Source organism: Halocatena salina, assembly GCF_023115355.1.
GTDB lineage: Archaea > Halobacteriota > Halobacteria > Halobacteriales > Haloarculaceae > Halocatena > Halocatena salina.
The window spans coordinates 111900-137093 of the sequence record NZ_CP096020.1; the positions used below are offsets into that span (position 1 = coordinate 111900).

The 25194-nt window shown below is 55.3% G+C and carries 20 protein-coding genes; 8 read left to right on the forward strand and 12 right to left on the reverse strand.

Translation table 11 applies throughout. From position 1 onward, the window contains the following. Position 1: 1 nt before the first annotated feature. Together MW046_RS13405 and MW046_RS13410 are read right to left on the reverse strand one after the other, a co-directional pair. Positions 2-1315, reverse strand: a complete 1314-nt coding sequence (locus MW046_RS13405; protein ID WP_247995092.1) for a right-handed parallel beta-helix repeat-containing protein — start codon at positions 1313-1315, stop codon at positions 2-4. 83 nt (positions 1316-1398) lie between these two features. Beyond that, positions 1399-2394, reverse strand: coding sequence for a GNAT family N-acetyltransferase (locus tag MW046_RS13410; RefSeq protein ID WP_247995093.1), 996 nt, complete (start codon positions 2392-2394; stop codon positions 1399-1401). A 333-nt stretch (positions 2395-2727) separates the two neighbouring features. Between MW046_RS13410 and MW046_RS13415 the strand changes: the two genes are divergently transcribed. From MW046_RS13415 to MW046_RS13440, 6 genes are all read left to right on the forward strand, one after another. Further along, complete coding sequence (locus MW046_RS13415; RefSeq protein ID WP_247995094.1) at positions 2728-3837, forward strand: glycosyltransferase family 2 protein; 1110 nt, start codon at positions 2728-2730, stop codon at positions 3835-3837. Then, positions 3834-4691, forward strand: coding sequence for a polysaccharide deacetylase family protein (locus MW046_RS13420; RefSeq protein ID WP_247995095.1), 858 nt, complete (start codon positions 3834-3836; stop codon positions 4689-4691). Before MW046_RS13415 ends, MW046_RS13420 begins: the two co-directional genes overlap by 4 nt. Beyond that, positions 4688-5719 carry a lipid II:glycine glycyltransferase FemX gene (locus MW046_RS13425; protein WP_438268200.1) on the forward strand — a complete coding sequence of 344 codons (1032 nt, stop codon included), beginning with the start codon at positions 4688-4690 and terminating at the stop codon, positions 5717-5719. Before MW046_RS13420 ends, MW046_RS13425 begins: the two co-directional genes overlap by 4 nt. 4 nt (positions 5720-5723) lie before the next feature. Then, positions 5724-6380, forward strand: a complete 657-nt coding sequence (locus MW046_RS13430; protein ID WP_247995096.1) for an alanine--tRNA ligase — start codon at positions 5724-5726, stop codon at positions 6378-6380. Beyond that, positions 6370-7263 carry an FkbM family methyltransferase gene (locus tag MW046_RS13435; protein ID WP_247995097.1) on the forward strand — a complete coding sequence of 298 codons (894 nt, stop codon included), beginning with the start codon at positions 6370-6372 and terminating at the stop codon, positions 7261-7263. Before MW046_RS13430 ends, MW046_RS13435 begins: the two co-directional genes overlap by 11 nt. 108 nt (positions 7264-7371) lie before the next feature. After that, positions 7372-8625, forward strand: a complete 1254-nt coding sequence (locus tag MW046_RS13440; RefSeq protein ID WP_247995098.1) for a carboxylate--amine ligase — start codon at positions 7372-7374, stop codon at positions 8623-8625. Positions 8626-8658: 33 nt separating this feature from the next. On the opposite strand, the gene MW046_RS13445 is transcribed toward MW046_RS13440, so the two are convergent. From MW046_RS13445 to MW046_RS13470, 6 genes are all read right to left on the reverse strand, one after another. Then, positions 8659-10098: an MATE family efflux transporter gene (locus tag MW046_RS13445; protein WP_247995099.1), complete on the reverse strand. Its 1440-nt coding sequence runs from the start codon at positions 10096-10098 to the stop codon at positions 8659-8661. A gap of 293 nt (positions 10099-10391) precedes the next feature. After that, the gene (locus MW046_RS13450; RefSeq protein WP_247995100.1) at positions 10392-11558 is read right to left on the reverse strand and encodes a glycosyltransferase family 4 protein; all 1167 of its coding nucleotides are present in this window, start codon (positions 11556-11558) and stop codon (positions 10392-10394) included. Positions 11559-11963: 405 nt separating this feature from the next. After that, positions 11964-12509 carry a DUF7344 domain-containing protein gene (locus MW046_RS13455; protein ID WP_247995101.1) on the reverse strand — a complete coding sequence of 182 codons (546 nt, stop codon included), beginning with the start codon at positions 12507-12509 and terminating at the stop codon, positions 11964-11966. A gap of 611 nt (positions 12510-13120) precedes the next feature. Then, positions 13121-14455, reverse strand: coding sequence for a sulfatase family protein (locus tag MW046_RS13460; protein WP_247995102.1), 1335 nt, complete (start codon positions 14453-14455; stop codon positions 13121-13123). 365 nt (positions 14456-14820) lie between these two features. Continuing rightward, positions 14821-15837: an alkaline phosphatase family protein gene (locus MW046_RS13465; RefSeq protein WP_247995103.1), complete on the reverse strand. Its 1017-nt coding sequence runs from the start codon at positions 15835-15837 to the stop codon at positions 14821-14823. A gap of 131 nt (positions 15838-15968) precedes the next feature. Beyond that, positions 15969-17300, reverse strand: coding sequence for an MATE family efflux transporter (locus MW046_RS13470; RefSeq protein WP_282190241.1), 1332 nt, complete (start codon positions 17298-17300; stop codon positions 15969-15971). Positions 17301-17564: 264 nt separating this feature from the next. Here MW046_RS13470 and MW046_RS13475 point away from each other — a divergent pair, with 264 nt between their 5' ends. Continuing rightward, positions 17565-18140: a hypothetical protein gene (locus MW046_RS13475; protein WP_247995105.1), complete on the forward strand. Its 576-nt coding sequence runs from the start codon at positions 17565-17567 to the stop codon at positions 18138-18140. 56 nt (positions 18141-18196) lie between these two features. Here the strand turns inward: MW046_RS13475 and MW046_RS13480 are convergent, their stop codons facing one another. From MW046_RS13480 to MW046_RS13490, 3 genes are all read right to left on the reverse strand, one after another. Further along, positions 18197-19054, reverse strand: a complete 858-nt coding sequence (locus MW046_RS13480) for a universal stress protein (protein ID WP_247995106.1) — start codon at positions 19052-19054, stop codon at positions 18197-18199. Positions 19055-19440: 386 nt separating this feature from the next. Further along, complete coding sequence (locus MW046_RS13485) at positions 19441-19866, reverse strand: hypothetical protein (RefSeq protein WP_247995107.1); 426 nt, start codon at positions 19864-19866, stop codon at positions 19441-19443. Between the two features lie 69 nt (positions 19867-19935). Beyond that, positions 19936-21258, reverse strand: coding sequence for a hemolysin family protein (locus MW046_RS13490; RefSeq protein ID WP_247995224.1), 1323 nt, complete (start codon positions 21256-21258; stop codon positions 19936-19938). Positions 21259-21531: 273 nt separating this feature from the next. Here MW046_RS13490 and MW046_RS13495 point away from each other — a divergent pair, with 273 nt between their 5' ends. Further along, on the forward strand, positions 21532-22179 hold the full coding sequence (locus tag MW046_RS13495; RefSeq protein WP_247995108.1) for an HD domain-containing protein: 648 nt from the start codon (positions 21532-21534) through the stop codon (positions 22177-22179). A 48-nt stretch (positions 22180-22227) separates the two neighbouring features. Here MW046_RS13495 and MW046_RS13500 read toward each other — a convergent pair whose 3' ends face one another. Then, positions 22228-24888 carry a penicillin acylase family protein gene (locus tag MW046_RS13500; RefSeq protein WP_247995109.1) on the reverse strand — a complete coding sequence of 887 codons (2661 nt, stop codon included), beginning with the start codon at positions 24886-24888 and terminating at the stop codon, positions 22228-22230. Positions 24889-25194: the final 306 nt, after the last annotated feature.

The following is a 25194-nucleotide window of genomic DNA, read 5'->3' on the forward strand; positions in this document are numbered from 1 at the left end:
TTCAGGTGGTGTTGAGATTCCCCACTCTGATCCATTCTCCGGGGAGATCGATCTTCGTCCCGTTCATCCCGCCGGTGAAAACGTTGTTCGTGAACGCACAGTCGATAAACGAACCGTTCTCCGCCCGCGCGACGACCCCATTGTTCGCGTTTCCACCGCTTTGGATCGTGTTGCCGCGAACTTGCAGCGCGGTGATGGCGTCCGAATCGGCCAGACACCGAATTGCCGATCGATATTCGCCCCGGAAGTCGTTGTTTTTGATCTGGTTGCCGATGCTGGTGACCCCCTCGGACGCTCGTACGACGATGTGATCCCGTTCTGAGTGCTCCACGTAGCTGTCACAGCCGCTGATAGTCGAATAACTACATCGGTCGAGTTCGATCGACGCACCCTGCTCGGTGGCGTTGCGATAGAGCTTGGCGTTGGTGATCCGCCACGCGTTCCCTCGGGCGACGATCGCGGGGCCGCCGTTGTTACCGAACCAGTTGGTGTTCACGCGCACGACACCGACGGCTGGATGTGACTCCTTGTTACCACCGCCACGGAGTCCCGTCCCCGCATTCGTGATGAATCGACACCCATTGAAGTAGTTGTCATCGGTGCTTGCTTCGGAACCAGCCAGCCAGAAACCGGTCTCTGGGGCGGAGTGAAAGCCACAGTCGATGAACCGACTGTTCCAGAACGCTCCATAGACGACGTTGCCAGTGGTGTTGTTCGCCTTGTTCCCATCGAACGTGATGTCTCGAAGGGTACACCGCATCACGTTGTCGCGGGGCGGATCGGGCGTCGTCACCAGATCGGTGTTCGCGTCGTCATCGAGTTTGATCGTGGTTGCGTTTCGGCCCGATCCGTGTAGTATAACGCCGTGGGCGAGCGTGAGCTCGCTTCCGACGTACGTTCCGGGTGCGAGACGAACGACGACGTTTCCCCCTGCTCGGTCGATGACGTCCTGAATCCCTTCGACGCCGTCCTCGGGTGTAAGATAATACTCTCCCGGTCTCTTCGATTCGGGTTCGATGTTCAATGTGATCCAACGGTCGCCGTCTGACAGCGTCCGTCGGGTCGTATCGGTTTGCTCCTCGTCGGTTATCTCCCAGATCGTACCCTGGGCTTCGCTCGCTGGGGGTCGGTCTCGTTTCGGTCCGACGTAATACTGTTGTCCGATTTGGTAAACTCGATCGATGCTCATTGGTGATGTCGCATGGACTCGATCGGTGGCCCGTCGGCTCGTTACCGACCCAGCGACGACGGTGCTCCCTGCGCTCACGATCGCTAGGAACGTCCGTCGTCGAATCGACACCGACTCCCGAGCCATTTACGACCCATTTCTCCCAGAACGGATTGGCTATTGTGTCATTGAGCATCCGAAACGATCGGCTAGTGGCCCATTGAGTACGGCTAGTAGGTGATCAGTTCGTATGCTTTCTGTGCGAGATCCATCAACGGCCCCGATTTGATGAGATAATGTGGGACTGGTTCGGCGCTGTACTTGCTTTTATAGTGAGCGAGCGATTCGAGGTTCGCGTTACCCAAGTCGTACCGATCGACTGACGCCAGTTCCGAGTCGGTAAGGATGTCATCGATGATTCGCCAGTGCAACAGTTCGTTGGCGTCTCCGTTCCGGCCGGTGCGTGTCCCGCCCTGGAAGAAGTATCCTTTTTCGTTCGAGTATACCACTGTGATACCGCTGGCGAACTCTCCGGTGGCCGTTTCGGCGGTGTAGATCCGAATCCGATCCCCGAGTGTCTCCACGAGATCTCGGGTGTACGCCCAAGATACGGGATAGCTGTCTCCTTGCTCGTTCCGACGGGCTTGGTGTGCGGCGTAAATGGCGCGTGCATCCTCGACACCGCCCCGTGAAACGGTGATTCCCGCATCCTCCGCCCCGTGGATCCCACGCCGGGCCTCCCTACTGAACGACTGTAAAACCTGCTCTGGGGTCGTCGATCCCAGAGCGAGTTGGTAGGTAAAGCGCGCCTCGATATCGAAACCGGCCCAGAGATAGGGTCGCGGGTCGGTGTATGCGGTGCTACAGGACAACCCAAACAGCGTAAATGGCTCGTGGGCTGCCACGGTCTCGAGGATCGCTTTCGTGAACTCCCGATTCACTATCTCCCGCTTGCGCTGTTTGGGACTCGTCGGCATTAGTATCGGTCCCATCTGTGGAATACCGAACCCAGGTGGTGGAGAGATGATCGCCGTCACGAACAACCCGGTTCGAACGACAGCAGGCAGCAGTCCGATCAACTGTCTGCCCTTGTATCCACCGTACAGACGCACATCTCCCGCGTGCCTATCGAGCACCCGAAGCGTCTCGGGAGCGTGAGACCACTCGAACCCGGTGGCCGGAAGCGCCTCTTCCCAGTCGGAGAACGTGAGTGTTTCGACGTGCATGCTACGTAGTACCCATACGAAGTCGATAACTACTGTTAGTGGCCGATATTTTAAACAGAATTGATGGTTTATCAGTTCGTTCGATGTGATGAATCGTATAACGCACCGATAAACAGTTCTAGCGACCCAATGAATCCCACTGTTAACTACGTTCATCCTTTTCTGTACCATTCCGGCTCCGTTCTTTCACACACCGTTACATCGTGTTATCGCTCTGTCTCACCACGAATAACCACACGTTAATCATTTCTTGACAATGTAATAAACTGTTCTACCGATCTAATTAGATGATATTTACTACTCATGATGGCTAGTTCATAGCCATGAGAGATGATGACAGAAGGAGCGAATGATAGGGCTGACGGTACTTCCTCTGAGGATCGGACGGGGGTGATCGGAACCGCTATCGAGAATGGTGTCGCTGGGTCGGGCGATATCGCTGCAAACGGAAACGCGATAAGCCACGAACACACCTCCATACAGCAGTTTGAATTGGAGATTTCGGAAACGATCTGTTCCGTTCTCGTGGCGATTCCCGCGTACAACGAAGCAGCCACCATTAGCGATATCGTGCAGCGTGCCGATGAGCACGCTGATTACGTGCTCGTTATCGATGATGGAAGCGATGACGACACTGCCGCTCGGGCGACAGCAGCCGGGGCAACGGTGATCGAACACCGACGAAACAGGGGCTACGGAGCCGCCATCAAGACGGCGTTCGAGGCCGCCTTCCGATACGATGCCAACCATCTCGTTATCCTCGATGGCGACGGCCAGCACGATCCAGCCGACGTTCCACGGCTGGTGGCTGCCCAAAAGCGGACTGATGCTCACCTCGTCATCGGGAGCCGGTTTGTCGATGGGGCCGTATCGAACGCCCCCCTGTACCGTCGTGTCGGTCTCAAAACGATCAACGGACTGACCAACCTGAGTCTCGGTGTCGTACGGGCTGCCTCGCGGGTGAGTGACACTCAAAGCGGGTTCCGTGCGTACGACAGGACGGCGATCGAGACCCTCGCTGCAGATCAAAACATCGGAGATTGGATGGATGCGAGCACGGATATCCTCTATCACGCTCACCACCACAGCTACTCCATCGAAGAAGTCCCCATCACAGTGACGTACGATGTGGCGAACGCGAGCACCCAAGCACCGCTGTCTCACGGCGTCGTCCTCGTTCGGAACATTCTGAAAACGATCGAGCGCGAACGCCCCCTGACAGCGCTGGCCGTTCCGGGTTTTGGACTCACGTTCAGTGGGTTGAGCGTCGGCTACCTATCATTGGATAATTACATCCAATCCGGGACGTTTCCGATCGGTCTCGCGCTCACTGCTGCCTTTCTCATGCTCGTTGGGACGTTTGCTTGTTTTACCGCGATCGTTCTCCACGCACTCAGCACCTACTTTGCGAACACCGGTATGGAGGGCAGACGGGTTCGATGAGGGTTTCAAACGTCCTTTCGTTCGATCTCGAACATTGGTATTCGGCCACGCTGCTCCGGGATTCTGTGACCGGTCCAGTCGCACACATCGAGAAATCGGTGGATATCGTTCTCGATCTCCTCGCCGAGCACGGCGTGACGGCGACGTTCTTCGTCGTCGGTGAAGTCGCACGCCGGTATCCGGAGCTCATCGACCGAATCGCCGGTGCCGGTCACGAGATCGGTTCGCACGGTGACACGCATCGACCGCTGTTCGATCTTTCTCCGAAACAGTTCGCTGTGGAACTCGACCGCAGCACTCAAGCGATCCGCGACGCCATCGGAGCGAGACCGGTGGGCTTTCGCGCCCCGAATTTCTCCGTGACGCCCAAGACACGGTGGGCGATCGAGGTGCTCGAAGACGCCGGATATCGGTACGATTCGAGTGTGTTTCCGGTTCGAACGCCGATGTACGGCGTCTCCGGTGCGCCCATCCGACCGTACACCCTCGATCCGAACGCTCCTTTCGAGGAACGGAACGGGAACGGAACACTCACCGAACTGCCACTCGCCGTGTTCCATCCGCGACTCAAACTGCCGGTGGCTGGTGGATTTTACGCTCGTCTGCTCCCAACGTGGCTGTTGAAACGAGGGATACGCACGCTCAACGCGCGCGGACTTCCAGCAACGATATACTTTCATCCCTGGGAGTTCAACCCAGCTGTGAAGACCTCAACCGTTCCAGCACACGAACGGTGTATCAGCTTCTACGGTATCGACCGGTTGCAAACGAAACTCGACGCCTTGCTCGATGCGTTCGCGTTTACGACGGCTGAGACCGTCGTCCGTACGTCTACCGATGGCGGTGAACCATGACCGAGACGAATGCCCTTACGGTACGGTCGGTTCGTCCCCATCGAACTCCCGAGTGGCGAGCCTTCGTCGAGGCACACCCCGAGGCAACGGTGTTTCACACCGCAGAATGGTTACACACCGTCGAAACGGTGTTCAGATACGATCCTCGACACGTTCTACTCACCGATAGCGGAACGGTTCGTGCACTCATGCCCGGATTCGTCGTGTTCGAGGGCGTCGGACGAAGCGTACTCAACCCCTTCTGTGAGTACGGCTTTCCGCTGATCGAGACGGAAACGACGGACACAGCAGTGCTATCGGCACTCCAAAACACCGGCGACACACGCGTCGTCAAAGACGCCGGTTGGAGCGGTGTCGCCGGGTACAACACGGTTGGCTACGGTGGCGTCCCGACCGGCTCGTCGATCCGTCTGTCGGTCGATCGATCGTTTGCGGTGCTCTGGGAGACGGTCTTTGATAAGGACGTTCGCCGGTGTGTCCGGACTGCACGCGATCAGGGTGTTAGCGTGACTGACGGCACTGTCGAGGAGTTTTATCCGCTGTATCTCGAAACGATGCGCCGGCTAGGAAGCCCGCAGTTTCCCGAGCGGTTTTTCGCGTCGCTTGTAGACGCCTTCGAAGAGGCAGCTACCATCCTACTCGCACGACGCGACGGCGAACCGATCGCAGGCGTGTTCCTGTTCGAGTGGGAAGATACGACGACCGTCTGGACGCCCGCTTCGAGGCGAACCCACTGGGACTACCGACCGAACCATCTGCTTTACCTCGAAGCGATCGAACGGGCTTGTCGGGCCGAGCGGTCGATCGTTGACTTCGGGCGGTCGCGTCGTGGCTCTAGCGTTCACGAGTTCAAAGCCCAGTTCGGCGGCGTCGACTATCCGCTCATGAGCTTCGTAACGCCGCCACATCGGGCTCACCGCGCTTCGCTTGAGGGATACAGCCGACTGTCCGCGATCACACCCTATCTCGCACCGGTTATCACCAATCCCGCCGTGGGACCACGGTTAAAACGATTGATCCATGAATAATACGATGTTCATCGGACTCGTCTCGGTTCTCGCTCTCACCGGGACGACTGTCTACTGGTGGCGACGAGAGCGTCTGGTCAAAGAGAGTTTGACCATCAGTCGTGATTGGGAGACGAACACGAACGCCGCGCCCACCGTTGCCCATGGGGAGTTGCAAGCGGCAACAAAAGCAGCTAAACGTCTCGACGCACGCATCACGGATCTTCCAGAGCGGGTCACGACGCTCGATGAGGAACGTCGCGATCTGCGCCGTGAGCTCGATACCGTTCGGGAGCGATGGGCTGATTCGTGGCTGTCACAAGTCGATATGACGATGGACGGCGATCCGCCCGTTCGAGTGATCACGTTCGATTCTTGGGAACTCGACGACGTGCGAGCGTTCGCAAAACGCGCCATGAGAGAGGACGCGATCACCATCGTGGTTGCCGGTGGTGACGGTTCGTTCGCCGTCGCGGTTGGTGAGCCGTTGGCCGGCGAGTTCAGTGCGACCGGGATAGCCAGCGACATCACCGGGCACGCCGGTGGAGGTGCGGGTGGCACCGATCGATTGGCCATCGGCGGCGGAGCAACCGGTGCGCTCGATACCGCCTGTCGAACCGTCAAAAGCTCCCTCGTACAGTCGACTACGATATCCCCCGGTCCCGAAAACGATGTGTCGTGATCGACGTGGGGATCCCTCGACCGACGACACGCCTCGAACCGGGAACTCCGGTCTCTTTTCTGTGACACACCGACTCCTGAACACGGCGTCGCAGCTCACCGACCGATACGATGCGTTATCGTTCCTCGACGAACTCTATTGGAAGATCGACACCGCGTACTGTTTGCTCCGGATTGCACTCTGTGGTGGCGTGATGTCCGTTCGGATCGGTGGAGAAACGGTCCAGTTTGGACTTTCCACGAGATCGGAGTACCGCAGAGCCACGGATCTTGGCGGCGAACGTGCCGTGATAGAGGCCCTGCTGGCGGAGCTACGCGGCTCCGAAACGGTCTGGGATATCGGTGCGTGTATCGGAACGTATACGTGTCCTGTTGCGAGTGCCCTCACCACCGGGAGCGTCGTCGGATTCGAACCCGAGCCAACGAATCGCTCCCGTCTCCGGCGGAACCTCGAACGGAACGCGTTCACCGCCGACTGGACGGTCTCTTCGGTCGCGCTCTCGGATCACGACGGTACGTGTACGCTCTCTTCGGAGTTCGTGGCGGCTGGAGCAGGCCATCACCATCTCTCCCTGGAATCGAACGGTTCGACCGTCGAAACGAAACGAGGCGATTCGCTGGTCAAGGATGGGGTATTTACGCCCCCCGGCGTGATTAAAATGGACGTTCAGGGGGCGGAGCTGCAGGTTTTGCGCGGGTTACAAGGGATACTCACAGAAGTCAGATCTCTCTACCTCGAAGTCCATTCGAACAAGTGCCGACGATATGGGACGACTGCCGAGGAAATCGAAGCGTTCCTCACCAGGGCAGGGTTTTCGATCACGGTTTTTGGCCCACCGACGAACCGGCGATCAGGGGTCTATCTCGTTCATGCCCAACGATGATGTGTCTCATTCGCTTGCTCCTGTCTATTCTTATATTACCACATTATCACATACTCTAATGTTAACCATTTAGATAAAGATTATATTGTAATCACATCACTACATAGTATGGATCAGCGAGATGAGAGTGATCGATCGATCCTTCTCCCAGTTAACGATTCTGGGAGCAGCGTTTCGTGTGTTCGGTCGCTCAGCAAACAGGGCGTTCACACGGTTGTCGTCTCTGAACATCCGGACAGGCCGGTGTTTGCGTCGCGGTACTGTGATGAGATGCTCACTGTTCCCTCGCCCTACGACGATCTGATCGCGTACAAGGATGCCCTACTATCGGCTGCAAAACGGCCGGACGTGCACACGATCATTCCACACCGAGAGATGGACAGCTACGTTCTTTCGAAGTACCAGTCCGAGTTCGAAGAACACGTCGTTCCGCTGTGGCCCTCCTTCGAGAACGTCCAAACGGTGCACGATGGGCTTCGAATGGCTGACGCCGCCCGAGAAGCGGGGATCGAAGTTCCTGAAACGTGGTCGTTCGAGGACGTGGCGGACTGGGATCGTGAGCTGATCATCAAACCCCGGTATTCGATTCTCACCAGCGACTACGTGAGCTCGCTGTCTCCGCATGACTGTGAGGGAAAAATGGAGCCGATATACGTCCCGCCTGGTACCGAGCCGGATTTGAAGACGATCCAAGCGACGATGCACAAAAGTGACTGTCAGGCACCGGATCACATCCCGATCGTTCAGGAACTCGTTCGAGACACGCGCACCGAATACGGCTTTCGCGGACTGTGTGAGGACGGCACATCGGTGTTGACCTGTCAAAAATGTCAGATTAGAGGAACGTCGTACGCCGGTGGTGCAAGCGCGTTTCGAAAGACGATGCACGATTCCCGTTTGGAAGAGCTCGGACGGAGGTTACTCGAACACCTCGGGTGGGACGGTCTCGCCTCGGTGCAGTTTCTTCAGGATCCCGACTCAGGGGAGTATAAATTCACCGAGATCAACCCCCGTGTGTGGGCATCGATCGAGATGGACGTGCTCGCAGGTGCCGACTTTCCGTACGCTCACTGGTTGGTAGCGACGGACAACGCGGATCGCATCGAACCGGAATACGAATTGGGCACCGGCAATCACCTTCTCATCGGTGAACTGCAGTATCTCTGGAGCGTTCTCCGAGACGAGTACCCTCTTATCGAACGGCCGCGATTCCGTAGCGCGTTGTGGGCGGTGCTTTCCTCGTGCTACGATCAGCCCCATTTCGATTTCGTTCATCTGGACGATCCTGGTCCCTTCGTTCGTGGCGTCCTCAATCAACTGTCGATCGGTGGTCGTCCGACAGGAGAAACCGCCGGAGAGTGATCGTCTGCTTTGCCGTCGCCGATATCACGCGTTTCACGTTTCCATCCTCAACAGTAGGGTTCGGAACATGTCAGCTGTCGCAACCCGGATCCGTTCGACCAATATGAGCACCGATGCGGCGTAAATCGCTGCTCCAACCCCGATGAATACGATAGTTTCGAACGGTGGAAGCGACGACGAGACGGGAACGAGCAACCACAGACAAAATCCCATGATCAGCGCGGAGAGTATCTCCAAGAGGATCTCCTGTATTGGTATCGAAAACGTAAGTAGCGAACGGATGTAGTAATACGATAATCCTGTTTTGAGTACCATCGCCCCGGTCGTAGCGAGTGCGGCACCGAGCCACCCGATGGTCGCAACGGCGAGGACATTGAAAACGAGGTTGAAGAGGATGAACACGACGTTCGTTCGGAACATCAGATCCGGGCGGTCGAGCGCGTTGATCACTTTCCCGAAGACCACTTCGTAGCTGTGGAACACCCGCGAGAGGATCAAGACCACGACGACCGTAGCTCCGATCCGATACTCCTCACCGAAGATGGCTAATAGTGGCTCGGCAAAGATCATCCCACCGACCATCCCCGGAATTGCAAGGATTCCGGTGTAGACGAGTGAGCGTTCGAGTAGGTCCGTTATCCGCTCGGCCTCATCGTGGACGGAAAGTTCGCTGATATTGGCGAACAGTGTCGAACTGATCGCCGAAGCGAGCAAAAAGAGCACACCGGTTATCTGCCAGCCGAGTTCGTAAACCCCGATGAACGAGGGCACGACGAAGATTCCGAGAACGAGGGTATCCGTCCAGATCCATGATTGGGTAGTTACTGCTCCAACCCAGCTGTATTTGGCAAACTCGAACAGGCTCCGAAAATGCTGTATCGTGGGCCGCTTCAACCGGAGCGTGAGCAAGATCATTCCAACCCCACTAGCAACCAACTGTCCGACCACGTAGCCTACGAGGACACCGAACAATCCGTAGCCAAGCGATACGAGAAAGATCCACGAAGCTAGCTGTCCGGTTGCGTATATGAACTGGAGCAAGCCCGCTTGTGCGACTTTCTTCTCACCGATCAACCCGGATTCGATCGTTTTCCGGACGAGAAAGGCGAACGATCCTGCGAATAGGAACGGCACCACCAACTCGCTTCCGATGTAGGTGGCGATCTGCTGGTGGTAGATTGCGACACTGATACCGACGGGAGCGAACAAGCCCAGACGAACAACCAACGTGGCGGTGAAATATTCGTCTCGTTCGGTGCCTTCGCTGATCCGTTTTTGCGCTGCTTCGGTGATCCCGACGTTGGTCAGAAGATCGAGTGCTCGAATAACAGCGATGAATAACGAGTAGATGCCGAGTACTACCGGGGTTGTCGCCACCGCGAGATAGAAGATGCCCAAAAAGACCGCTACCGACAGACCGACCCTCGTTACAAACGTTCCGAGCGACGATCGTAGTATCTTCGTATAATTCATGGGATCTGTCGTTCGCGTACAGTTCTTCCTGACTGGCTACACTGACGCGGCGTGATCGACATCTCCGGGCTCATCACGGGATACGCATCGACAGCACGTTTTTATTTACTATATTTGCTTTATCTAGATATAATACTATCTTCATTATCGTCGTACTGCACACGGATTGCGCATAAATATAAGCTTGTTAGGTCGTTTGACGGGTCCGTTCTCACCGTTCAATCCGGGTCGATCGGGGAATGAGAAGCGTTTAACGACGAGTTATACGATGCAATCGGTCGTTAGAGCGGTGTTCACCGTGTGGACTGTTCGATTATGTGCTCGTACATCTCGATGTGGCGCTCGGCAATGTTTTCCCAAGACAGTCGTTGGGCTTGCTGTGCACTATTGGTAGCCATCTCCGTCCGTCGTTCGTCGTCTTCAAGGAGTTCGGTGATAGCGTCTGCGAGCGCCACTGGATCTTCGGGTGGAACCACTAGCCCGGAATCGGATCCGCCAACCTGTCTGGGAAAGTCACCGATCGCAGTGGTTACCACGGGTTTTCCGAAGGCGTAAGCTGTCGACAGGGCCCCGCTGTGTCCTTTCGTGCCCTCAGCATGCGCCTCTCGATACGGTAACACGACAAGCGCAGCCCGCGAAAAGAATTCACCCACAGCTTCGTTCGGGATGAAGTAGTTGTGGATCTCGAAACAGTCCTCTTCGTCCTCGATGATCCGTTTCGTTTCCGAAGAGAAACGACCGTCTCCAGCAATGACGAGCGTCACATCGGGAATATCACGTTTCACTATCCTGATCGCCTCCGCCAACACGTCGAGACCTTTTCCTGGAAAGACGTTTCCGAAAAAGAGCAGCGTAGTCGGGCTTTCAGGGTGTCGCTGATAGTCGTGCTCCGTAAAGAACTCGTAGACACCGTGGGGAATGACCTCGATGTCGAGTCGATCAAGTCGACGGGCGAACGCCGTCCGTTGCTGGTCGCTGTGGACGATGATCTGATTGAGATCAGCGTCCGGAATCGCTGTGTTGAGGAGTTCTTCGGCTGTTCCAAGCGGGTTCGACAGCGAAGTCACCGGTGGCGGGACTTCGTGGTACGTCACCACGAACGGATAGTGCGTGTCCAATCGGTACATTTTCGTGAAGAATTTCACCTGTGGAAAGAAATCCGTAGGGTCGTGGATGATATCCGGATCGTACTCATGGATCCGTTTTAGATTTCGATAAGACGATAGTCCTTGTAGATTGTTCGTAATTTCAAAATCGAATGAATACATATCGGGGATAGATATGCTCATACTTCTGAATATATCGACGGTTTCGACGTCGTCCGAAAAGACACTATCTGCGGTCGTCTCTGCTGGTTTGAACACTGTGACATCGGCGTGATGGGCGACAGCGTTGGCGAGTTCCGCAGCGTAGTGTGGAAGTCCACCCTTGTTCTGGGAGAGCACGTACGCGATCTTCATAGCCGAACGATCCATCCAAGTGACTTATATATTGTAGTTAGTTAATGTTCATATGATATTCAAGCGTGAGTTGTTCGTCCGTTTGATGGAGCTAACCACTCGTTGAGATACGTACTACGGGTGCATATCTATGTGTGTTGCCACTATAGCAGTGGTAATGATGAGCCGATTCGTGAGATAAGTGAAAATTGGCATATGGACAATGAAATGATCAGGTACACTGAGTTATTAGAAGTCGCCCACTCAGTCTTCTTCGTCTTTCCAGGGATAAAGCCCAAGGCAGTAAAGCGAAACGTACTGATAGTGTTGTTTTACCTCCTACTGCTTGGTATCGGCTTGTCGCTATACACCTATAAGACGTATTTTTGGTTGTAAGTCACGATCGACAGCTGGTTGTGGTGAGCGCTAGTCATCATCTCGGAAGTGGAGCACATCGAGATAAATCGACTCGTGACTCACTCGTTGATACAGCGCAGAGAGGGCGAACAGGGCAAAAAACAGTATCGACCATCCTGTCACTGAGAGCGCAGCGAACACCGGGAGTCCTACGCTTGAGAGCGTGATCACTACCAGTGTCACACATCCTACTGCCAGATAGTAAGTTGCCCAGGTAACGTCATCAGCTGAAACCACCTCCATATAGAGGGTGACTTGATGGAACCCTTCGGCTTGTGCGACAATCTTCCGGTCGACGTGATACTCGACAATTCCGAGTTCATCGAGTTTTGGCAGATGAGTCTGGTGTAAGGAGTTATAGACGCTTTCTCTGATGTTTCGAGGCGGTGGTGTCTCGCCCGTTTCCACTGCTGCCACTTGTTCGGACAACTCCCGTAGCGGTATCGGTTTCCGTGTCTGCTGAAGTTGTTCTAGCACCCATGTCCGTCGTTTGTTCCGCAGTACGTCGTGAATCTCGTACTTCGTGAGCTGCGGCGTCCTCTGAACGCTAGCCATCGATGCTCGTTCGTCGACTTTCATCTGTAGAGTAATGATTAGTATCGTCGTCCGTACTGCGCTCTCCGATCCGAGCGTTCATATTGTTTGCTCCGTGATGGCACGATGGATGTCGATTGTACCGTTTCTGTACAGCTAGTGAAGATCGTTGTGTGTATCCACCTCCCCAAAAGATCGATGCCCTCCGTCGTTAGTGCGATCGACCTCATACTATACGGAGCGCGTCGATGGTACCGATTACGTCCCATGATATACATCTTTGATTGTATATCTGTATAATAAGCTTTCTGCCCATTATTCAGAATATTTATGATTATGGAAAACAGCTTTAACGGTGTAATTTTTAATTTTGTAGGATATTCAGAGATAGAAAATAGATAAAATATTAACTATCATGTATTGGATATAAAACATTACGTATTTACATATTTATTATAACGTGGACAACACTGTTCTCCCGATCAGCTCCGACCTGAATCGACTGTACGAGGGCTGATGCATAGCAGACCGGCTTCAGCGATCGAAGCGGTGCTCTCCTGTTTCCGCCATTAGGGACGCGAATATGCGTTCGATCTCACGTATCGAATTGTTGCTCATCGCTCAGGCCTCCGTTATATCCGTGGAAGTAATTCCTCGTAATCCGCGGGCGGTACGGGCCCTTCGAGCAGTGGATCGGACGTGTGTCTCATCCAGCGCACCAATCGTCCTCGGAGCTGGTCACGGACGTGTTCGTACTGCGGATCATCGACTAAGTTGGTCTGTTCGTACGGATCTTTTTCGAGATCGTACAGCTCTTCGTAGGGTCGCCGGCCGGATTGTAACTGTTCGTGGACTTCTCGGCCAGCCTTGCTTTTGAAGACGTCGTTCGTGAGGTAGATCGATGGTAAGTGCCAGAAGTTCCTGATGTATTTGTACTGGTCGGTCCTGATCGCCCGCATTGGATTGTACGTATCGTGCCAGGTCATTTCGGCGAACAGATTATCGCGGGGGTAGTACATCTCTTCGGTCAACAGGGGCAGGAAACTCTGTCCCTCGATCTCTTCCGGGATGGCTTTGCCGAGTAGATCGAGCAGCGTGGGTAGTATATCAACATTGCTCACTAGATCATCACAACGCTGTCCACCGTCGATTATTCCTGGATACCGTATGACAAGGGCGGCCTCGATACCGGGATCGTAACACGATCCCTTCGCTCGCGGGAAGGCGATCCCGTGCTCGGTCGTAAATATGACGAGCGTTTCATCGGCACACCCTGCTGCTTCGAGTGCGATGGTGATCGTTCCTACAGCGTCGTCGATCGCCTGAATCATTCCGTGCATCGCAGCTATGTCTTCTCTGATCCCGGGTTCATCAGGGAGATACGGTAGTGGTTCGATCTCGGCGGGATCAGCAGCCTCGTACTCCGTGTCCGTGAATCCGTACAGTCCGTTGTCCTGTCTGCGGTGGGTTTCGAAAAACCCAATCGAGGCGAAAAACGGCTCCTCAAAGGTGTCCTTCTCGAAAAAGACGTCGATCGTTTCGGCGATATTCCGCGCTCGGTTGATCTCGTGGATCGCAGGCGAAACTGCTGGTGAGAGATTACCGCCGGAATGGATGTGTTCGTATCCGAGTCGATCGAGATGATCTGTGATGTGCTGAAGTCCAAACAAATGCGTACTGTATCCGCTCTGCTTTAGGTACTCCGGCATGGTACGCTCGTTGGGATGTAGAGCCCAGTCCTCGTGAGCCAGTCCCATTAGACCATTGACGTGTGGGTATCGGCCAGTCATCAGACTCCCGCGACTCGGTGAACACTGGGGGGCCGTCGCGTAGTGATTTTCGAAGAGGACCCCGTCGTCTGCGAGCGCATCGATGTTCGGCGTGTCGATATCCTGTCCGTAACAGCCGAGATACCGTCCGAGATCGTGACAGTGTATCAAGAGGATGTTTGGTGTATTCCCGACCATTATTTCGCGTACGGAGCACACATGATTAATAGTTATGCTGGCTTGTCCCGGTATGTATTATTTCAGTACTTTAGAATAAGATAGTAATGCGAGTCAGAAGCGTTCCCATGGTTTCTCTAACCGTTACGTAGTACAGGAGTAGAAGGGTACCAACAGCTTTCGATTACAAGCGTATGTTTGTAACGGTCATATGATTTCTGACCGTGGCGCGATCTCGTTCGACTCGTAGCCTCGTGGAAATCAGTCGGCTACGCTGAGCGGTTCTTGGTAGCGGTTGCGGATCGCTTGCTGATGCCGATGACTTCACGCTTCGAAGAAGGTAGCCGTCGCTGATTTCATTCGGACCGAAAGCACGGGGATCCCGCTCATAGATAGCCCAAATTATCTAGTTGGTTTCTCACGTCATCGGCTGTACGAGTCTGAACACTGTCGTTACCCGTGTATGCTGGCCGGAGTGCTGGTTCGTCGACTGTTGGGTTACTCGTCGTGACGGTTTCGATTACGGACCGGATGTCGTAAACGGACTCGGCATCGTCGAGGAGTCGTTGTTCAGTGGTACCGAAAAACGCAGCGTGTGTATGCTCTCCCTCTTTGAGGCCGTGATCGGAGACACATATCAGTCGATCGCTGTCTTGGAGGGAGTGTTTGATTTCATCCGTCCACTCTGCAGCCATTCGGTACGCGCGTTCTTGCCAACTCGGATCGGTTTCGGCTGCGACGGGCGCAACGTGACCGATCGTGTCGAGAAATCCCAACCACACGAAGATGAGGTCGTATTCGCGTTGAATGGCGGAGTGGACGACACCCAGCTTTCCCAAGGCTTCAGTGGCGAGTCGCTCTTCGAGCTGAGAGAGCGATGCTGTCGGAACCGATTGGGTGTTTCCATTGCCCATATCTTCGACGTTGAGGAACTGTTTGAGGTGCGCGCCTCGATCGAACACGATTCCGAGTTCGTCGTCGGCGGGAACCCGGTAGTTCGGGATCGCAACAGGACGAGCTGTTCGCCCGTCGAACACCGTCGAGATACCCTGTGATTCGTAGTAGTCTGCGGATTTGAAATCGAGCTGCACTCCTTGGTTCTGGAGCCGTCGCCCGAACTTGGCCCGGATACGTCGAGGCACGATGCCTCTGGCCGTTCGACTTACTGCCGCAACGGCCGGATTTTTCCAGTCCACCCCGTTTGTCGATTCGACGTGAATCCCGTGTTCTTCCGGTGGCACCCCTGTGATGATCGAGGGCCATACCTCGTAGGTGTGGGGCTTACCGAGATGAGGATTGTCGAACGTTTCGAGCTGCGAATAATACGGCCCAAACGTTTCTGTGAGCCCGAACTTTTCGACTAATTCGTAGTCTAGAGCGTCCCATCCTAGCACAATCGTCATTCCATCCATATCAATATTTGACGTATGTCTTCTATTACTCTTTGGCTTGCAGTGGCAGCTACGATCGCGTTGTGGGATCTGTGTCGTTCGAAAATCGGGTTATGAGGACCGCTTCACGAGTTTGGATAGCGTTAGTCGTCGGGCGTCGACGCGTGCTCATCGTCGGCACCTGCTCGATCGGTCATCATCGTCGTTCCTCGCTCGCGCCAATCACCGGTCGCGTAGTAGAAACAAAGTACCACGTTCCGCCACGCATAATCAGCGACAATCCCGGCGTATGCCGCAACGACACCGTATCCGAGTCGAAGTCCGAAGAGATAGGTCGTCCCGAGAAGGAAGATGAACGTCCCCGAGAGTTTGGCCAGAAACGGGACTCTCGTTTCGCTTCCGCCTCGAAGTGCCCCGGCGATCACGACGTACAGTGCGATGAGAACGGTCGAAAGCGCGTACGCTCGGGCGAAACCCGTCGCGTACGCGACGGTCATCGGATCGTGCGTGAAAAGCAGTACGAACTGTTCTGCGATCCCGAACAGAACGAATCCGAGTCCACCGACGGTGATCACCCCCAGCATAGCGATGATGCTGCCGTCCCAGTACGCCTCGGTCGGATTGCCTTCCCCGAGTCCTTGGCCGACGATGATGTTGGTCGCGATTCCGTATCCACGTGAAAGCGGGGCAGCGATCTGTTGATACATCCGCCGTCCGATGTGGTAGGCAGCGTTGACCTCCGTTCCGAACACGAGTAAGATGGCGTTAAACGGGAACTCAGCGATCAGTTCGGTTAGTCCCTCGGCAGTACGGGGGAGTCCGATGAGGATCAGCTGCTTTCCGATGATCGGATCGGTCGGATGGACGTATTCGATCTGACTCCAGTGGCTGTAAATAAACACGAGAAACGCCATCGCTTCGAGATAATTGGCGCTGGTGGTTGCGACCGCGATACCGATGACTGAAAGCTCCGGCAACGGACCGATCCCGAACGCGAGAACGACCGTTCCGACGATGTTGACGGCGTTTGCTCCGCTCCGAACGATCATCGGAGAACGCGTATCACCGGTTCCCTGAATGGCGCGGGCAGCGATCAACACGGTGTGACGCGCCGGACTACTCAACAGAATGATCACCAGATACAACGCTCCGCTCTGGACCACGTCGATCTCTGCCCCGAGTACAGCGATCGCCCATTCGTTGAAGAAGAGACCGAACACGATGAACGGAACACTGGCGAGTACACCGATGAGAAGCGCTTGTGTAACAGCTTCGTTCCGGTTTCCAACGGCACCACGGCCGGTGTCTTGACTCGATAATGCGATCGCTCCATCGCCCACGCCGGAGCCGATGCGCGCAGGGAGTCGTGCGTACACATCCGCGAGACCGACAGCTGCCACTGCTGCTGGCGAGAGAAATCCAGCGACGATTACGTCTGTGGTTCGCATTAACGTCCGAAGCACCTGCGTCAGTATTACCGGCCACGATAGATCCGCAGTCCGTTTCCACACCGACCAGACGCGCTGTTGGAAATCTTCCCCCACGATTTCGTAGGATAGTCGGGTCCGAACCGAAAAGAGCTGTATTGCGGTTATCCTTTCTGGAATCGGCAGCGAGTGAACCGTCACAAACGGCTCTGACAGTGTGGGCCGTAGCCAACGCGACACCGAACAGCTTGTTGTCCGAGGAGCATTCGCCAACGAATCCTTTTGTCGGTCAGCGTCGTACCTTCTAGTGTGATGAACGCCCAGGCCGAGACCTCGACCGAATACAGTATCGGCGGCAGCCTGAACTGGTTGATCGGCGGCGCTGTCGGCGGCGTCGTTGGAGCGTTGATCTTCGGTGGGCTGCTGTGGGCGATCGATCCAGCGATCGTGATCGAGACCATTCCAGCCATATACGGGTTGTCACCCGCCGGTCCTATCGGATGGGTGTTTCATCTGATACATGGTCTCGTTCTCGGTGTCATCTTCGGCTTTCTCGTCTCTCGCTCCGTGATCTTTGATACCCTCACTGCCGACGTGGAAACTGACATCATCGATACGATGGGTCCTCATTTGCGATTCACCGCAGCCGGGATCGTCTACGGGCTTGCGGTTTGGACTGTACTACCGGTGACTGCCTTGTCGATTTGGATGACGATCGGTGATGTGGGTGCACCGTCGTTTCCATCGACCGCCATCGAAAGCCTTCTCGGCCACGTACTCTATGGACTCCTCCTCGGAGCGCTCTTCTCGATCTTCGTCGAAATAACACCGAAAGCCGAGGAGTCGGATGCCCCCTTCGAGGAGGCTTCCGATTCATCACACCAGTAGCGTTCGGTCGAGAGTCGGCTTTTGAGCGAGACGTTTCAATGACGACCGATAGACCGCTAGGTGACGACCACGAGTACCGGTATGTCCACTGTCTGGAGAACGTGATCCGTCACGCTTCCGAGCGACTGGCTAGCCAAGTTCGATTTCCCCTCTGAAGCGATGACGATCAGATCGATTCCGTGCTCGGTAACGTATTCATCGATAGCCGTGTACGATGTCCCTTGAGTCACTGATGATCGCACCGTGATCTCGGGATCGTTGATGCGTCGTGCAAGTCGTTCGACTGCCTGTTGTCCCTCCGACTCCAGTCGTTCGATGAATTCCTTAGTCACCCCGCCAGCATCGAAGATGCCTGCTTGTGCCTGTACGTCGACAACGTTGAGTAGATGCAATGACGTATCGACGTGTCGAGCGATGTTGACCGCGTACGGTAGCGCACGTTCGGCGTTTTCACTGCCGTCCGTCGTGAGAAGGATATCTTCGGAAGCGTCCGAGATACCGTTTTCTGACGTGACAGTCACCACCGGAGTGTTGGTCCGACGCAACACACGGTCGGTAACAGTTCCGAGTAGGCGTTCTCCGAGTCCACTTCGGTCGCGACGGCCCATCACGACGAGATCGATATCGTTCTCGTCTATGTGCCTGGCAATGTATTTGTGAGACTGCCCTTCGACGAGATGGGTGTCGATCGCGAGCTCGTCTCCACCAGCCAGTTCTGTAATCTCTTCAAGTATTTCTTGGCCTTGTTCATTCCCATTTTCTGTTTGCGATCTATTAGAAAAACGCGAGCCGTTCCCGAGGACATGAAGGATATCGATACGAGCGTCGTAACACTTTGCGATCTCCTGTCCGAATCGAGCGGCGTTCCTCGCGCTAGCACTCTCATCCGCTGGTATGAGTATCGTATCGAACATGATCTATCCTCACTACCTGTTAGTTGTTCCTCCATCGAGAAGATATTTTCGGATACGAATGTAATTTATTATTTGAGTAGCAGGTGAATATAACTGGTTCGGTCGTTTCGACGAAGACGTTCTCGATACGATGTCGGTCTGCTACTGGATAGTTTACTGGCAATAGGTGTCCTATGATCTCTTCTACTCTGTACGATGTTCTATATTTCATCTTCATCCGATCGTTTGGTGGATATACGGTTTATATTATCCATTTTTACTAATGTGTATTCATATAACAATATTGTTATATTTATTATATATTGTCTGGAAAGGGGCTCTTCGGACAGTTCTATCCGATCTGTGACGGCGCTCTTCTGTCGTGTTTCGATCGACCTCTGATTTCGTCACAGCTCTTCTGATAGGATGACGATCGGAATCGTGATCGTTTCCTGTTCTTCGACGACGATATCGGTTACTGTAATGTCGTCTTGTTCTGTCGCTGGGAACGAAAGTACGATGTTTAGCGTATCTACTGTTTCGGGCAGCCATAGGGTGCATCTACCTGTATCGGTAACCGGGAGTTCACTCACACTGTACGTCGGGTGGGTTGCTTGAATCACCATATCCGGAAGGGAATCGATACCGGCGGCACTCAACGTCACAGTGAGTCGCCGCCACCGAGGCGTTGCGGGTTCGTCATCCTGATCGTCGGCAGCGTCGTTCTGTTCCACTGGGGGTGTCTCCGTCGATCCCCCGGCTGGGTACGTTGCTGTCGTTCCTTTTAAGCTATCGATTTCTTCTCCTGTTTCCGGATCGTAGGAAGAATCCATATCAGGCTCTGCTGGCTGCTTCTACGAATCGGTGTCGATACGTTCTGCTCGAAACTAGTCACTGAACTGTCATTCGTCCTGCGGTTCCTCTTCCGTGCGGATCACGATTGACGCGATCCGAGTCCCTTCGACATCAGCGACCGAAAGGACATACTCATCGACTGTGATCTGATCTCCGACATCGGGGGCTCGACCTAGTCGGTCTAAAACGAGACCACCGATAGTCCCGAACTCATCGGTCTCGAAGTCCGTGTCCAGTTGTTCGTTGACCGCAGAGACGGTTACGGCTCCATCGACGACGTAGGCGTCCTCACGCCGGTCGATCGACGGCTCGTCGGTATCGAACTCGTCACGGATGTCACCAACGATCTGTTCGATGATATCTTCGATGGTTACGAGTCCCTCAAAGACGCCCCACTCGTCGATCACTGCGGCCATCTGACCTCGATCGCGCTGAAACTGGGTCAAGATGTCAGCAATGGGTGCCGTCTCCGGGACGATCGGGATATCGCGTGCGATATCCCTGGCGGTCGCTTCGTGGCTCCCAGTGTCGGAGTCGCTCGCCCGTAACACGTCTTTGACGTCGATGAAGCCGATGACCTGATCCGGCTCTTCGGCGTCGAGGACGGGATATCGGGTGTGATCTGCCTCTATAATCAACGAGCGAACCTCTGTCAGTGACTGATCGCTCTCGATCGTCACGACGTCCGGTCGAGGGACCATCACCGCTCGGGCTGTCGTGTCATCGAGCATAAAGACTTGTTCGATCATCTCTACTTCGGTCGTATCGATCTGACCTTCACGGCCAGCCCGGCTCAGCACGGTCCGGATCTCCTCTTCAGTGAGTATCTCGTCGCTCTCCGAGGCGGGTGGAACACCGATGAGCCGCGTAAAGCGGTTCGCCGTTCCATTGAAGGTGACGATCCCAGGAACGAACAGATAGTAAAAGAGCTTCATCGGTGGTGAGACCATCAAGGCGATACGCTCGGGTTTTGCGATCGAGATCGTTTTCGGTGCGAGTTCACCGAAGACGACGTGGAGGAACGTGATGACGCTGAATCCGACGGCGAAGGCGACGAGGTGGAGCACGCTTTCGGGAAGGATCGGTGCTAACACTGGCTCCAGTAGCGCTGCAACGGCCGGCTCGCCGAGCCAGCCAAGGCCGAGTGAGGCGATGGTGATTCCGAGCTGGGTGACCGCGAGATAATCATCGAGGTTGTCCACCGCTTCCTGGAGTGTCGCTGATCCGGTTCGACCCTCCTCGACGAGTTGCTTGACAGCTGATGAGCGCACGCGCACGTAGGCAAATTCCGCGGCGACGAAGAAGCCGTTCATGAACACTAGCGCGAATGCACCAATAAGGCGCGCTACAGAGACGACGATATCTACCATCGTTTGCCGTTCTTTTCCCGCGTAATCGTAAATTCTGTCCATTCGAGACCCGTCTCGATGGTGACGATCGAATTTGCTGTGGTCATATCTCGCAGTAACTACCCCAAGGTAAATAATTCCGCGGAACGATGACTGTAACGCCACGTATCGACCGCCTCTCGAGTCGATCCGTATGAAAGGTGTGATTTCCCGTTTCGACCGTTTGACGATAATATCATAAAAGTGTCTACTTTCGATACCGTTTTACGAGCGTTTCTTGATACTCGTCCTAGGATGATCGAGAATATCCGATCCATCGCTCGGTCCTACTTTCAGCCCGAAATGAATCCTGCACACGATTGGTTTCACGTACAGCGGGTCGAAGCGAACGCTGACAGGCTCGTGGGCGACCATCCTCACGTGGATACAACGTGTATCCGGCTTTCGGTGTTGCTTCACGATATCGGACGAGCGAAAGAGGATCGAGGCGATATCGAAGACCACGCTGAGTGGGGAGCAACCGAAAGCGCACGAATCCTCGATGAGCACGATGCCACTGAAGAAACGATCGACGCCGTCAGCCACTGTATTCGCGCACACCGCTACTCCAACCACGTCACTCCCGAGACCACTGAGGCGAAGATCGTCAGCGATGCGGACAATCTCGACGCGCTTGGGGCGGTCGGGATCGCACGATGTTTCACCTACGGCGGCGAACGTGGCTTATCGATACACGACCCTGCCTTACCCCCCCAAGAGGATGGTTCCCCTGCTGGAACGACGCAGTTCAACCACCTTCACAAGAAGATCCTCGACCTTCCGAACCGAATGTACACCGACGCCGGAAGAGAACTCGCTAAAGCACGAAGGGAGTTCGTAGAAGAGTTCACACAACGATTCGAAAAAGAGACGGCAGGACGGTACTGGACGGAATCTCATTAGATCTGACGTCAAGTGGATCGATGTATTCCCGACAGGCGGTCGTCTGCTCTATCCCTCCGATTCGTTTCCGTCGGTCTGGATCTTACCAACAATACCCTGTTTGACGCTATCGGGAAGCGTTCCGCTCGGCTGTATCGGATCGTTGAGCGATGTTTTCGCAGTTTGTAGCGTTCGTTTCTCAACAGCAAGTCGTTCGACCTGTTCGCGGGTGTAGGGATGGGGAATGTAGTCGAAGTTGACGTACTCCTCGAGTTGCTCGGTCAGCCGGGCGGGTTCGTCGCCCGAGATGCGGGTGGAAAGCACCTCGCCGAACGAGAGGTGTCCGGTGTTGCTCGGCACGAGAACGTGCTTCGAACTGTCGAGTCCTTCGCCCATCGCAATCGCCTGATTGTACGTGGCGCGATTGATCATGTCGATGGACGTCTGCGTGCTCCCTCCCAGCGACCGGAACGGAGATTGTCGCACGTCGAGTTGCCAGTCCGCAGGATCAGCGCTCCCGTAGCGCTCTTCAAGAGTGGTGCCAGCACGACGGAGTGCCTCCCTGACCGTGGCGCTCTGGCGACGCTTTCGCCCGGCTGTACTGAGATCACGCTCCTCGACGTCTTCGAACCAAGTGTGCGTGGTTCGGCCGGCAACCGCGTCGACCAGCACGATGTCCTGTTCGGCGTTGCCGTGGTCGGCGGCGTGGCGCGCTTGTGGCGGTTCGAAGGTGAGCGATGGTGTCTGCTCTCCAAGTTCGTCCGAGAAGACGAGTGATTGGAGTTCGCGCCGTGTTTCCTCCCAAATCGCCATGCCGCCCGAATCGTAGCGTGCGTTTTCGCCGTGCCATTTGTAGTTCGTCTGCTTCCAGGCCTCAAGCTCCGCTGCCATCGATTGCAGCCGGCGATCGTCGCTGTTCTGTCCGGCTTCGATGAGTGTTGGGACGGTGTAGGACGCGGCGGCGTCGTGGATCGAAACGCTGTCGATGATCTCTTCGACGTCCTTGAGCGACAGCGGACCGTCCTTGAGCGCCTGCTGTGTGTACTGGTCGAGCAGCTCGGCTCGGTGAATCGACCCCCAGTTGAGGGGTTTGTCACCGGCACGCCAGCCCGCACACGGACCATTGTTCCAGTTCACAACGTACCCTTGCGAGGGGTTCGTGTAGTGCGTCCCGAGTCCAAGTCCAACCTGCATGCCGCGCCATTCGTGAGCTGCCCCGGGTGCAGGGAGGCGGTGGTCGAGGGATTCGTTGCGGTCGGGGACCTTCCCCGTGTGGATGAATGCGATGTCCTCCTCATCGACGTAGTGGAAGTTGAACGTGAACGGAAATTCGGAAAGCTGATCTTTGAACTCTGCAAGGTCGTTTCGCTGGCCGAGGGTCGCCCACATGAACGCGCCTTCGAGTTCTTCATACCGAGTCGTGGTTCGTTGGCACCATGCGATCCGCTCGTCGGGGTTCCATGCCACTACCGGCATTACCGCGCCGTCCTCTTCGATGCGGGCGACTTCCTGTTCGACGATGCGAACGTCAGGATCGCCGTTGACGATGGATGCGGGGATCGACGCGCGGTGTTTGACCGTTTCCGTGGTCATCTCGTGCCACTCGTCATACCATTTGTATCGATGTTTGTCATCCGGATGGAGATCAACTGCGATGGTGTCTATCTGATCGTCACGGCCGCTCGTAACTGTCCACGCGAATTTGGGCGTGCGGCCGATAATCACACCGGGAGTTCCGACCACGCCGACGCCCGTTACGTCAAAGCCTGCGCCGTGGAGTCCGACCTGATGGATGACGGGCGGCTTGAAATACCCCATCTGTGGGCCTCCGCCGAGCATCGGTTTACCTGTTTCAGTGTGCTCGCCGTCCACGATGAGGGCGTTGCTGCCGAACTTGAACCCCTCCATAACTCCTTTTGCGTCCCGACTGAGCCATTCATCGAGCGAGAACTCTTCTTCGATCCCCCATGGTTGTGCGCCGAGCGCAGCATCCACGTATCGGAGCTGCTCGTCGGGAACGTCGTCGTAGGGAAGCGCGTCCTCACCGCCGTCAACGGTGAGATCCTCTTCGGGGATGGAGGTGTAGTGATCGTCGCGGATACGCAGCCAGTTGAGGTCACCGAACGCTTCGTAAGCCTCGCGGTCGTCCTCGAACGATCGCTTGAGGCGGGCAAGTGTCCGTGCATTGTCGAGTTCCATCCCCCCACCGACGCCGAATCGTCCGATCATGTAGCTGAGCACGGCGATGGAATCTTCGGGTTTCCACGGCTCAGGAGCGTGTGTCAGAGCAGTAAACTCGCCAGGGAGTTGGGCCGTCGCGCCCATCTCGACCATTTTGCGGTTGACGCCGTCGGCGAACGCTTCGAGGAGCCGTTGGGTCTGCTCGGAGGCGTTCTCATACTGGCGCGTGATTTCTTCTTTGTCGTAGAGGTCGCGCCGGACTTCGATATCTGATTGGAGCTGTGCTTCGCCGATCACCTCCGCGCTGTTACCATACCCGACGTGGCGGAGTACGTCCATCTCGAACAGCCGATCGCGCGCCTGCACGTAACCATTAGCGAAGACGAGGTCGTACAAATCGTCGCTATAGAGGTGGCTCACGTTGTGTTCGTCCGTCCGAACTTCGACACTGGTGAGTGGATCATCCCCTGTAGCGCTTGCTATCCCCGTCGAAAGGAGACCGGCACCCACAAACGATCCAGTCGAACTCAAAAACGTTCGGCGCTTCATGACTGAGAGTGTTTATCAAACGTATCAGGGAAATAACTATCTCCGCGTACTGACGGTGCTTTTTATTCTCCCTGATTACGAGATGTCCTCCACTGCTGCGGTTCAAAACTTCGTATAGCGTTATTCGATTCATTCGTACGTGATGTCTCTGTGTTTGGTGCGTGGAATAATTACGAGCGTCTCGAAACAGGGAAAATTAGGTGTTCGATTACATAAGTACTGCTGTAACGGTACGAGCGTCCAGCACTCTTGGACTGCGGATCCCTCGAATCAGGACTGTGACTCGAAAGGCGCTTGCCGACGCGC